A 12,517-nucleotide genomic window follows, 5' to 3' on the forward strand; every position below is an offset into this window, starting at 1 on the left:
CTCAAATCTAATCGTGAGGTCCTCCATGGCAAACCCCAATCTGCTGGCTCTATTCAGAGATGAAGTCCTTCTGACCGGGCCTGAAAGCTCCCTTCCAAGCAACCTATCTCAGTTCTGGCTTGAGGAGCTCCAGAGTCATCTGGAGAGGTATTTCGACGGTTTGAACTCGGATTCAGATGCAGAAGAGAAGGATCTCGACATCTCTCTCCCACTCGCAGCGATCATCCACATCTTGTTCGCGAAGAATGGTGGGGAGGAGATATCCGAGAGCTCTGAAAAGCTGTACGAGTATTTCCAAGACTACCGGCTCGAACTGGCCCTTGAAGAGATCACGCGAAAGACTCATGTGGCTGCCGAGGCTGCAACCATTGAGACCATCTTCACCAACCGAGATGTCCTGGTGGAACAAGGCCCCCTTCTTCAATAGGTACCTCCACCGATGCCATCGCCGGCGGGCACGCTCCGAGGCATTGATGGAATGCATTTTGACGGCTGCCGAGATCAGCGAATGAAAGAAATTGCTGCGCCGATGTTCGATCTAATCGCTTTGTCGCTTCCACGAGGGTTGGGGTTTGGGGACAGCCCGCCAGTAGGGGCATGGCTTAGTGAGGACGGAATTTCTTGTGCCGCTCTAACCCGAAATATCCATTCCGGCAGCTTCGGAATTGTCACCTTGCGGCGTCGTGTCGATAGCGTGTGGGTGCTCCTCAGCCATAGTGAGCGCACCACTGGCGAGTCTGAAGCCCGCGCCTCAATCAGCCACTTTCTCTATACCCAAGCCCATCCGCTTCCACTCCCTTCAGGTGAACGACGACGTGCTCCTCTAAGCAGAATGGGTAAGCGCACACCAAGCGTGGTGTTCAAATCACTATTTGATCCAAGCCGCCGTATTGGGGCGTGGGCGCTGAATCAACTGTATCTCGCACTGCCATCCCCAGACAGAAATTGGGTTCCCGATTGCCAGACTGAGAATTTTCACACCCGCCTCTGGGAAGCCCACCTATTAGCGATTTTTCGTGAACAGGGACTCTTGGTCACCCAGCCTAAAGAATCACCCGATTTTCACATCGAGAATAGGCTGGGAGATGAGGCCTGGGTTGAAGCAGTGACAGCCAACCCGGAAGAGCGGTATGAGCATTTTGGCGCCTCGCCGGTCCCCCCACCCGCTGACCGACATGAGCGTTTCTTAGGAGCGGCTGCAGAAAGGTTTGCGAGGACCATCCAAAACAAATTGGACAAGCGTTACGAATCCCTACCGCACGTGGAGGGTAAGCCGCTCATTCTGGCCTTAGCCGATTTCCATGCGCCCAGTTCAATGCTGTGGAGCAGGGAGTCGCTCATCAGCTATCTCTATGGCTTTGCAGTTCACTCATCTGCGCATCGTGGTACGCACCTGATAACTGTGGAGGAAGAGACATCTCTGCTATCAGGGCGCCCCAACGGCCTATTTACGCTAATGGAAAATGCCCATCTTTCAGCGGTCATTTTCACCAATGCCTGCACAGTGCCAAAGCTCAGCCGAGTGCCGATCTCAGGTGGAGCTCATCTAGACGGGTACCGATACTTGCGGTTTGGTGAGTTTTTCGACCGTTCTCCGGGAGCATCACGAGGTATCCCATTTCTGTTGGATGTAGCGTCCAGCGACTACGGTCAGCTCTGGCCGCAATATGGCTACGAGCCGTGGTCTGCTGAAGTGGAGGTATTCCATAACCCTATGGCACTATACCCGGTGCCTAATGAGTTGATACCAGAAGTCACCCACTGGAGAGAAGTAAACGGAAGAGTCGAGTGCGAATCTTTCTTTGATGTATCCATACTCCGATCCAGAACACTCGTCCTCAGTGCAAACGCTAAGGTTCCGTCACTCGATGAGTTGCTGACAGCAGCCAGTCCTCCAGAGCTCTGACGGCGGCGGGGTGGCCGCATCGTTGCCACGCAGGTAGATGAGAATTTCTCAGCAAGCTACCCAGCCAGGGGAAGGACATGAGATCCCCTGCGCAATTCAGGACCGTTGAAGCGTCACCTCTCTTCGGGTAAAAGCATGACCGTCATACAACGCTACAACAGCGTCATACCCGAGAGCATAGGAAGAAAAATGTCGATCCAAGGACTAAAACGATACTTTGGAAACAAGATTCACGCAGTGATAATGATGGCCCCGCTTAAGCGGGAAATGATACGCCTCGGCATATGCACCCTTATGGCGATTATTCTGAATATCATCTTGTATACCGGCGTTGAAGTAGACGGCACCATCAAGCCGTGGGCAGAAACCCCGATAAAACTGTTTGCATCGTCGATGTTATTCGCCTTCATGATCAAGGCTTTTCTGCCAGTTCTCGGCTGGACGATACTGAAAGCAATGCTGTTGAGTGCGAACAATGCCTTCAGCGGCATACTGAGTTTTTTGGGCAATCAGTTCACAGGCGTCATGTACTGTACCGGAATTATTATGGGTTCTATCACGATTAAATTGTATATGGTTTCCGGGGTTTTAGACTCTGAGTTTGCTTATCTGTCCGCAATCGTATTTGCTTCCGGGGTTTTATATTTCTATGTGCTGCAATGCGCCATTCAAAAAACAATGAGTCCGGCCCTGCGTACACCAGCAGTACCGCGTTAAACCACTAGGCTGTGACTATTCATCTCTGGTGCTCAGTAGGCGCTCGCTCTGCTGAACCCTCACCCATACACAACCATTAATGGACTGGCCCGCCTTCGACTTTATGAAGAAGGCGAGCGAGCACGTGACTGATTGCGCATGTATTCCGAGATGAGACTTTCGAAATTGATGTCCGCCTCCTCAACGAGAATATTGACGTGACAGTACAGCTCTTCAGGACCTCTGAGATAATTGAAAATCCTTGATCTAACGATGCCGCAAACCCCTTCTTTGACCGCCGTAGAGGGGAGGTTGATAACATCGCCAACGCACGGGATAAGAGCTAGGCCATGGTCGCTGTTGAAGACAATGTCAGCTGGACAGGCATCAATGCTGGCATCGGATTGTCCTTGCGAAACCTGCTGATAATCAATGCTATACCTCATGTACAGCCTACCTCATTTGTTGAGTGAGGAATCAGCGCCGCGGATCGTAAACAGAAACCTCAAGTTCGCAAGCGACGGGAGCATGTAGCGGATTTTCGGTACTAGAGAGCTTGGCAACTATCGTTTTTCAAGCACATACCCTACGCCCCGAAGCGTATGTATCAGTTTGGTCTCGAAAGGGTCATCTATCTTGGCTCTGAGTCTTCGAATCGACACCTCTACAACGTTTGTGTCGCAGTCAAAATTCATATCCCAAACCTGCGAAATAATTTGGGTGCGGCTCAGCACCACACCGGTATTACGCATCAGGTAATGCAGTAACGCGAATTCTTTCGTGGTCAGGTCAATGCGCTGACCGTCCCTGAATGCCCTGTGCCGGCTCTGATCAAGCTCCAGGTCAGCGACGCGAATGACCTCTACGGATGCAGGGTGATCTGACCTGCGCATCAAGGCGCGAACCCGGGCCAGCAGCTCAGGGAACTCAAATGGCTTGATCAGGTAGTCATCTGCTCCGTTCTCCAGCCCCCGGACCTTATCCGCCAGCCGGCTTCTCGCCGTCAGCATCATGATACGGGAAGGGCAGTTTTTACGACGCAACAACTCAAGGACCTGCCAACCGTCCATCTCTGGCAGATTTATATCCAGGATAATCAGCTCATATTCGTGCTGCTTAGCCAAGAATAATCCATCTGACCCGGTGTGGACGCAATCTACGACATAGCCACATTCCGTCAGACCTTGACGCACATACTCCGCAGTTTTTACTTCATCCTCAATTACCAGAATTCGCATGGGATTTTGTCTCGATATCACTGAGCAATTAACCGCGCACGCGCGCCGGCATTATTGAAAGGGATGGTAAATCAAAATGAGCGTGCCGGGGCTCAAATGACGGATTTGTAATTTCTAGGTAATACAGTTGATAGTCTGGCGGTATATCTTGTCGCGGTTTGGGTTTGACAGTTGCGGGCCCTCTCTCCAGCAGGTGATTTGACCTTATGAAGTATTGGGTTATTTTCTTCTTTGTGCTGGCTTCGTTCCGCTCAGATGACGGCGAGGTCGCTCACATTGAAGAGACTGGTCATTGGTGTAGTCATGAACTTCACCGGCATGCGATGCGTACAATCGAACGCCTACTTGAATTTTAGGCAAAAAAAGGCGCCCAATGGGCGCCAAATATCCACCTTTTACCAAAGGAGCACTTAAGCCACTCAAGGTGAATTCGTAATGCTCGTTTTACTAATAGGACCAGTTAATGAATAACTGGTCCAGTTAGCGAATTACAGAATCGAAAGCGGGTACTCAATGATCACACGGGTTTCATCCAGATCCGATTCGAATGCAGTGGCACGTGTGGTTGCCTGGCGCAACCGGAAGGACAGATCTTTTGCTGGACCGGTTTGGACAACGTATTTGACTTCGACGTCACGCTCCCAACGCTTCTGATTGTCGAGCGGGTTGCCGTTGTCATCAGTGCGCATGTAGAACTGGTTAGCGTTCGAGTAATCCGCGCCCGAGCCTCTGGCGTAGCGGGTCATGAACGTCAGGCCTGGAATGCCGTAGCTGGTGAAGTTCAGGTCATAGCGCAGCATCCAGGAACGCTCTTTCGGCGAGTTGAAGTCGCTGTACTGGATGGAGTTGTCGACGAAAATCGAGTCCGACTGACGCAGGTAGTCAAAATCGTCGTCGCCGTTGTTGCGCTGGTGCGACAGGGCTAGGGTATGGGCACCGTAACGCACGCCGACCTTGGCACTCCAGATGTTGTTGTCGAATTCACCCAGGCGCTTCTTACCTTCATCTACGGCTTTGTAGTAGTTGAAGCCACCGATCAGCGCCAGATCGTCGCTCAGCGGGTAAACCACGCTGGTGCCGGCGTAGTACTGATTCCAGACGTCTTTCAGCTGGCTGGCGTAGACGCTCACAGTCCAGTTGTCGTTGATCGAGTAGTCACCGCCACCGTAACCGATCCATGGCGAGTTGACCGGGCCGCCGTAGAACGTCACGAAGTTGTCGTTCAGGTTGCTTGAGACCGGCTGGCTCATCGCATGCAGACGACCACCCTGCAGGGTGAGGCCTTGGATGCTGGTGTTCTCAACGGTCACGCCGCGGAAGCTTTCTGGCAGCAGGCGAGAGTCGCCGGATGCAACGACCGGAGTCGATGGGAAAACATCACCTACTTTCACGATGGTATCGAACAAGCGGACTTTGGCTGCGCCGCCGACCTTGGTGTATTCGTCGCGAGCTTCGCCCTTGTTATCAACGGGTAGCACGTCGAAGGAGCTACGGCCGCCGTTGCGCCCATCACCGGTGTCGAGCTTGAGGCCGATCATGGCGAAGGCATCAACGCCAAAGCCAACGGTTCCCTGGGTAAACCCAGAGTTGAATTTGCTGATGATCGCGTGCGCCCAGGCTTCGGAGTAGCCGTTGGTGTTGCCCTTGCCACTGTTATAAGTGGGGGCAGTGCTGTCGCGGTTATCACGGTTGAAGTAGAAGTTACGGTTCAGCACTGTAAGGCTGCTGCCTTCAATGAAGCCTTCTGGCTTGTCTTCTGCCTGTGCCGAAATAGCATAGCTTCCAGACAGCGCAGAAACTGCCGCCAAATACAGTGGTACTTTGATTTTCATCCGATGCTCCTTTGATTCACGGCAGTTTTTATTATGTTTACCGGCGCGGGTGTCGTTAATTGTTCTGACCAGGCGGCGCGCCTAGCGTAGCGCGAGCTCATATTTGCAGGCCGAAGATAACGGGGGGGTGATAGGAAAATTACAATTTCGTCATCTACCTGTTGTTCGGGCCTTCGCACCGCGTGTTTGCCATCTCCGTTGCTTGTAACGAAATCATCGTGTCGGGTTTGGTTTCCCAGTATTTTCGGGCATTACAGGACATTCTTACGGAATTGTAATTTTCTAGCCACCCCTCTGATAGCTACCGCTCATTAGAGTGCCATCACCTAATCAAGTGGGGCTTGGCAGCTGTTTCGGCGTTCTCGCCAAGCTTTATCGAAGTTTGTGCACGAGGACCATCAAAGTGCCCCGGTATAACCGCAATGTCTTACCCAAGACCCCCGTCTCGCCCTGGAAGATCGCTGCACTCTGTGCAGTCATCTCTGGGTTGATGGCGCCTGCAGCCCTTGCCCAAAGCATCAGCTTGCCCCAGGCGCTTTCGACGGCCATGGATGCCAACCCAGACCTGGCCGCGGCCAGGCAAGAAATTGGGATCGCTGATGGTGCTCGCAAGCAGGCCGGGCTTATCCCCAACCCCACAATCTCGTATGACGTGGAAGACACCCGTCGTAACACCAGCCAGACGACTGTCTCTCTCAGCCAGACCCTTGAGCTGGGCGGTAAGCGGGGGGCTCGTGTTGACGTCGCCACATACGGGCAGACCGCCGCACAGCTTGAGTTAGACCGTCGCGTTAACGGCCTGCGTGCAGATGTCGTCCAAGCCTTTTACGCCGCGTTGCGGGCCCAGACAGGTCTCGACCTGGCCAAGCAATCTCTCGAACTGACTGAGCGCGGTCTTCGCATCGTCGATGGCCGTGTTCGCGCAGGTAAGTCGTCCCCAGTGGAGGCGACCCGCGCTCAAGTGCAACTGGCCGAAGCCCAGCTGCAAGTTCGACGTGCAGAAACGGAAAAAGCGACCGCTTACCAACAGCTCGCTCAAATTACCGGGAGCTCAGTCACCGTGTTTGATCGACTCGAATCGCCAACCCTCTCCCCGGGCTTGCCACCTCGCACTGAAGATCTGCTGGCTAAGCTCGACCAAACAGCAGAAATGCGTCAGGCCGTGGTGCAGATAGACAAGAGCGATGCCTCGCTCGGCTCAGAGAAAGCTCAGCGTATCCCGAACCTTACTGTCAGTGTAGGTAGCCAGTACGACCGCTCTGTGCGCGAGCGGGTCAACACTGTGGGCCTGTCTATGCCTTTGCCGCTGTTCGATCGTAACCAGGGCAACATTCTTTCCGCTTCTCGTCGTGCAGATCAGGCCCGGGACCAGCGCAATGCTGTTGAGCTGCGCCTGCGCACCGAAACCCAAACCGCGTTGAACCAATGGTCCACCGCCATGCAGGAGGTCGAGTCCTACGACAAGACCATTCTGCCTTCAGCCCAACAAGCCGTAGAGACCGCAACCCGCGGCTTCGAGATGGGCAAATTCGGTTTCATCGAAGTGCTGGATGCCCAGCGCACCTTGATCGTCGCTCGTGGCCAATACCTCGAATCGTTGGCAGCGGCGACCAATGCGCGTGCGCAGGTGGAAAGGGTTTATGGCGAAGTCGGCTCAACCGCCGGCACTCGCTGAACGGGCCAAACATTTTCTTCGGCACACAGCCTTGAACAAGCCGGTGCCTACGATCAGCAGGAGTAGCAATGGATAACAAACGCAAGATCGCCCTCGCGGTAGCCGCTGTGGCAGCCCTCGGATTTGGCAGCCTTGCCTGGAACAACAGTTCCGGACAGCAGGCCGCCAGTACTGCCGAGCATGGCGCTAACGATGGCCATGGCGACGAAAAGAAAGCCGCATCTGCCGCCAAAGAGGAAGGTGATGAGGGCCATGGTGAAGAAGGCCACAGCGAAGAGGGCGGTGAAGAAGAGGGCAAGCTGACGCTCAGCGCTGAACAGATCAAGGCCGCTGGTGTTGCCCTGGAAGCTGCAGCGCCTCGTGACCTCGGTACCGTCGTGAGCTTCCCTGGCGAAATTCGCTTCGACGAAGATCGTACTGCCCACGTGGTTCCTCGTGTTCCTGGCGTTGTTGAGGCTGTCCAGGCCAACCTGGGCGAGACGGTCAAGAAAGGGCAAGTCCTCGCGGTAATCGCCAGCCAGCAGATCTCTGACCTGCGCAGCGAACAACAGGCCGCACAGCGTCGCGTCGAACTGGCGCGTGTGACCTTCGAACGTGAGAAGCAACTGTGGCAGGACAAGATCTCTGCAGAGCAAGACTACCTCCAAGCACGCCAAGCGCTGCAAGAAGCGGAGATCTCCTTGGCCAACGCCAAGCAGAAGGTCGGCGCAATCGGTGCCTCGGTTAACTCCGTTGGCGGTAATCGTTACGAGCTCCGCGCTCCCTTCGACGCCGTGGTAGTGGAGAAACACCTGACCGTCGGCGAAGTCGTCAGCGAGGCGACCAACGCCTTCATCCTTTCCGACCTGAATCAGGTCTGGGCGACCTTCGCAGTTCCGCCGACAGATCTGGGCAAGGTCACGACTGGCCGTGCAGTGAAAGTCTCTTCGCCTGACATGAACGTCGAGGTCGAAGGGAAGGTGGGTTATGTCGGCAGCCTGCTGGGCGAGCAAAACCGTGCAGCTACTGTCCGCGTCACCTTGACCAACCCCAACGGCGCCTGGCGTCCAGGCCTGTTCGTAAACATTGCGGTCACCTCCCAGACCGATCGAGTTGCCGTAGCGGTCCCTGAGCACGCTGTGCAGACCGTTGAAGACAAACCTTCGGTATTCGTACGCACCCCAGATGGCTTTGACACCCGCCCGGTAAAACTGGGTCGCCGCGACAATGGGTACGTGGAAATCATCGACGGTATTGAAGCCGGCGCCCAGGTAGCAACCAGTGGCAGCTTCACACTCAAGTCCGAGCTCGGCAAAGCTTCTGCCGAACACGGTCACTGATGCGAACTGACAGGATGATTTCTCATGTTTGAACGTATCATCAGATTCGCCATCGAGCAGCGCATCGTAGTAATGATCGCCGTTCTGATCATGGCGGGTATCGGTATCTACAGCTATCAAAAGCTGCCCATCGATGCGGTACCCGATATCACCAACGTCCAGGTGCAGATCAACACTGCAGCGCCTGGTTACTCGCCCTTGGAAACCGAACAACGGATCACGTTTCCAGTTGAAACGGCCATGGCCGGTCTCCCGGGCCTTCAGCAGACCCGTTCCCTGTCTCGCTCTGGCCTGTCTCAGGTCACCGTGATCTTCAAGGATGGCACTGACATCTTCTTTGCCCGCCAGTTGATCAACGAGCGGCTGCAGGTTGCGAAGGAACAGCTGCCAGAAGGTGTAGAGGCCGTCATGGGTCCGGTATCTACCGGCCTCGGCGAGATCTTCCTGTGGACTGTTGAAGCCGAAGATGGCGCGGTCAAAGAGGACGGTACGCCGTACACCCCGACCGACCTGCGCGTGATCCAGGACTGGATCATCAAGCCTCAGCTGCGTAACGTCCCGGGTGTGGCCGAGATCAATACCATCGGCGGTTATGCCAAGCAGTTCCTGGTTGCGCCGGATCCAAAGCGCCTGGCTACCTACAAGCTGACACTCAATGACCTGGTCGCAGCGTTGGAAAGTAACAACGCCAACGTCGGTGCCGGCTACATCGAGCGTAATGGTGAACAGTTGCTCATCCGTGCACCGGGTCAGGTAGGCAATATCGAAGACATCGCCAACATCGTGATCACCAGTGTGGATGGTGCACCGATTCGCATCAGCAGCGTTGCTGACGTCAGCATCGGTAAAGAGCTCCGTACAGGTGCTGCTACTGAGAACGGCCGCGAAGTCGTGCTCGGTACCGTGTTCATGCTGATTGGTGAAAACAGCCGCACCGTATCTCAAGCTGTCGCCGCCAAATTGGCGGACATCAACCGCACCCTGCCAAAGGGCGTGGTGGCTGTGACTGTTTACGACCGTACCAACCTGGTTGAAAAAGCCATCGCGACGGTGAAGAAGAACCTGGTGGAAGGCGCGATCCTGGTTATCGCCATTCTGTTCCTGTTCCTCGGCAACATCCGTGCGGCTCTGATCACCGCGATGGTGATTCCGCTGTCCATGCTGTTCACCTTCACAGGCATGTTCAACAACAAGGTCAGTGCCAACTTAATGAGTTTGGGGGCACTCGACTTCGGCATCATCGTCGACGGTGCCGTGGTTATTGTAGAAAACGCGATCCGTCGACTGGCTCATGCGCAACATAAGCATGGCCGCATGCTCACCAAAACCGAACGCTTCCACGAGGTCTTTGCCGCGGCGCGAGAAGCTCGCCGGCCGCTGATCTTCGGTCAGCTGATCATCATGGTGGTGTACCTGCCGATCTTCGCCCTCACCGGCGTCGAAGGCAAAATGTTCCACCCGATGGCCTTCACCGTTGTGATGGCGCTGCTGGGTGCAATGGTCCTGTCCGTTACCTTTGTTCCTGCAGCTATTGCCATGTTCGTCACTGGCAAGGTGAAGGAAGAGGAAGGCGTGGTCATGCGCACAGCTCGACTGCGCTATGAACCGGTTCTGCAATGGGTGCTGGGACATCGGAACATCGCTTTCTCGGCCGCAGTAGCCTTGGTCGTGCTCAGTGGTTTGCTGGCAAGTCGTATGGGTAGCGAGTTCATCCCAAGCCTCAGTGAGGGTGACTTTGCGATGCAGGCCATGCGTGTGCCTGGAACGAGCCTCACTCAATCTGTCGAGATGCAGCAGCGTCTGGAGAAAGCGGTGATTGCGCAGGTGCCTGAAGTTGAGCGGATGTTCGCACGCTCGGGTACCGCAGAAATTGCATCTGACCCGATGCCGCCGAACGCCTCTGACGCCTACATCATGCTCAAGCCTCAGGATCAGTGGCCTAACCCGAAGAAGCCTCGTGATGAGCTGATTGCTGAAGTGCAGAAGGCCGCAGCGGGTGTTCCAGGAAGCAACTACGAGTTGTCGCAGCCAATCCAACTGCGTTTCAACGAGCTGATTTCGGGCGTGCGTAGTGACGTCGCTGTGAAAGTCTTCGGCGATGACATGGACGTGCTCAACAACACCGCCAACAAGATCGCGGCAGCGCTCAAAGCGGTCCCGGGCTCATCGGAAGTGAAAGTTGAGCAGACATCCGGCCTGCCGGTGCTGACCATCAACATTGACCGCGAAAAAGCAGCACGCTACGGCCTGAACATCGCGGATGTTCAGAACTCGATCGCTATCGCCGTGGGTGGCCGTCAGGCCGGCACGCTGTATGAGGGCGACCGTCGGTTCGACATGGTAGTACGCCTACCAGAGACCGTTCGCACCGACGTAGCGGGTATGTCCAGCTTGCTGATCCCGGTACCTGCCAATGCGGCACAGGGTGCCAATCAGATCGGCTTCATCCCGCTGTCCCAGGTCGCCAATCTGGACCTGCAACTGGGCCCGAACCAAATCAGCCGCGAGAACGGCAAACGTCTGGTTATCGTCAGCGCCAACGTTCGAGGCCGCGATCTGGGGTCCTTCGTTGAGGAGGCGACCGCATCGCTGGACAAGAAGGTGCAAATCCCTGCGGGCTACTGGACGACTTGGGGGGGCCAGTTCGAGCAGCTGCAGTCGGCTGCCAAACGCCTGCAGATCGTTGTTCCAGTCGCCTTGCTGCTGGTCATGACCTTGTTGTTCCTGATGTTCAACAACCTGAAGGACGGCATGCTGGTCTTCACCGGTATTCCATTCGCACTCACCGGTGGTGTTGTGGCGTTGTGGCTGCGGGACATCCCACTGTCGATCTCGGCAGGTGTCGGCTTCATTGCACTGTCCGGCGTTGCAGTACTGAACGGCCTGGTGATGATTGCCTTCATCCGCGGGCTAAGGGAGGAGGGACGAACGCTCAGACAGGCAGTCGATGAAGGTGCATTGACCCGTCTGCGACCTGTTCTGATGACAGCCTTGGTAGCGTCCCTGGGCTTCATCCCGATGGCTTTGGCCACCGGCACCGGTGCCGAAGTTCAGCGGCCATTGGCGACGGTGGTGATTGGCGGGATCCTGTCCTCCACCGCACTGACCTTGCTGGTACTGCCTGCCCTGTATCACTGGGCACACCGCAAGGATGAAGACGGCGACGAGGCCGAAGTGGTTAGCTAACAGCCTCCGCTAAAGAGAAGCCCACAACACGTGTTGTGGGCTTTTTTGTTTAAAGTGAAGTAGATGCACTTACCTTTCAAAATTGTAAGTTTCTCGTCATGCCGGTGATGCCTATGCATTGCTAAGGTTACGCCCGAGAAGTTTTGAAATTGAGAGGGTTTTATGAAAAAGCTAATTATCGCTGCTGCACTTGTTGTTTTCTCGGTGGCTTCGCAGGCCAACACTTTCTCCGAGAGCAAGCAGCTTCAATACACCAAGGAACACCAGACCGCAGTGGCCAAGTACGCGGAGAAAAATGGCAAGCCAATGCCAGAGATTCAGGATTACAAATATGGCATGAAGATAGACGTTGCGAAATTCGTACGTCAGTCGCAGGACCCCCGTACCTGCCAGGTCTATCCACGGTTGATGACCTTCGAGGACTCCCAGGGCACGCTCAAGACTGTTCGTTACTCGATGTATTCGCAATGCATCAACAACAAGTAGTAAACGATTTGAACAGAACAATTAGAGAATTCATAAATGCCAGGCAGTGCCTGGCATTTTTTATTACGCCCGATACCCCATAGCTTCGAAATGTTAACGCCTGGGCTCGGGCAAACCGTGCAATAGATCTTAGCCAACCAACAGAGACGGCTCCCCAACTGCAGAGGGCAATTGGAAGC

General features: G+C 55.0%; 10 protein-coding genes. 7 read left to right on the plus strand and 3 right to left on the minus strand.

From position 1 onward, the window contains the following. Positions 1–25: 25 nt before the first annotated feature. From CQW31_RS19425 to CQW31_RS19435, 3 genes are all read left to right on the plus strand, one after another. Entirely contained in the window at positions 26–427 is a 402-nt protein-coding gene (locus CQW31_RS19425) for a hypothetical protein (RefSeq protein ID WP_012269857.1), read from the plus strand. Between the two features lie 81 nt (positions 428–508). Beyond that, on the plus strand, positions 509–1,906 hold the full coding sequence (locus CQW31_RS19430; protein WP_224765890.1) for a hypothetical protein: 1,398 nt from the start codon (positions 509–511) through the stop codon (positions 1,904–1,906). A 189-nt stretch (positions 1,907–2,095) separates the two neighbouring features. Continuing rightward, positions 2,096–2,623, plus strand: a complete 528-nt coding sequence (locus tag CQW31_RS19435; RefSeq protein ID WP_012269855.1) for a hypothetical protein — start codon at positions 2,096–2,098, stop codon at positions 2,621–2,623. A gap of 101 nt (positions 2,624–2,724) precedes the next feature. Here CQW31_RS19435 and CQW31_RS19440 read toward each other — a convergent pair whose 3' ends face one another. The 3 genes from CQW31_RS19440 to CQW31_RS19450 form a co-directional block, all read right to left on the minus strand. Beyond that, positions 2,725–3,048 carry a hypothetical protein gene (locus CQW31_RS19440; protein ID WP_010951457.1) on the minus strand — a complete coding sequence of 108 codons (324 nt, stop codon included), beginning with the start codon at positions 3,046–3,048 and terminating at the stop codon, positions 2,725–2,727. 117 nt (positions 3,049–3,165) lie between these two features. Beyond that, complete coding sequence (locus CQW31_RS19445) at positions 3,166–3,840, minus strand: heavy metal response regulator transcription factor (RefSeq protein WP_003253420.1); 675 nt, start codon at positions 3,838–3,840, stop codon at positions 3,166–3,168. 488 nt (positions 3,841–4,328) lie between these two features. After that, the gene (locus tag CQW31_RS19450) at positions 4,329–5,672 is read right to left on the minus strand and encodes an OprD family porin (protein ID WP_003253422.1); all 1,344 of its coding nucleotides are present in this window, start codon (positions 5,670–5,672) and stop codon (positions 4,329–4,331) included. A 403-nt stretch (positions 5,673–6,075) separates the two neighbouring features. Here CQW31_RS19450 and CQW31_RS19455 point away from each other — a divergent pair, with 403 nt between their 5' ends. From CQW31_RS19455 to CQW31_RS19470, 4 genes are all read left to right on the plus strand, one after another. After that, entirely contained in the window at positions 6,076–7,347 is a 1,272-nt protein-coding gene (locus CQW31_RS19455; RefSeq protein ID WP_010951456.1) for a TolC family protein, read from the plus strand. 68 nt (positions 7,348–7,415) lie between these two features. Then, complete coding sequence (locus tag CQW31_RS19460; protein WP_010951455.1) at positions 7,416–8,666, plus strand: efflux RND transporter periplasmic adaptor subunit; 1,251 nt, start codon at positions 7,416–7,418, stop codon at positions 8,664–8,666. A gap of 24 nt (positions 8,667–8,690) precedes the next feature. Further along, complete coding sequence (locus CQW31_RS19465) at positions 8,691–11,852, plus strand: CusA/CzcA family heavy metal efflux RND transporter (protein WP_010951454.1); 3,162 nt, start codon at positions 8,691–8,693, stop codon at positions 11,850–11,852. A 162-nt stretch (positions 11,853–12,014) separates the two neighbouring features. Next, entirely contained in the window at positions 12,015–12,338 is a 324-nt protein-coding gene (locus tag CQW31_RS19470) for a DUF2790 domain-containing protein (protein ID WP_003253432.1), read from the plus strand. Positions 12,339–12,517: the final 179 nt, after the last annotated feature.

The organism is Pseudomonas sp. 382 (genome assembly GCF_002759075.1).
Classification (GTDB): domain Bacteria; phylum Pseudomonadota; class Gammaproteobacteria; order Pseudomonadales; family Pseudomonadaceae; genus Aquipseudomonas; species Aquipseudomonas vlassakiae.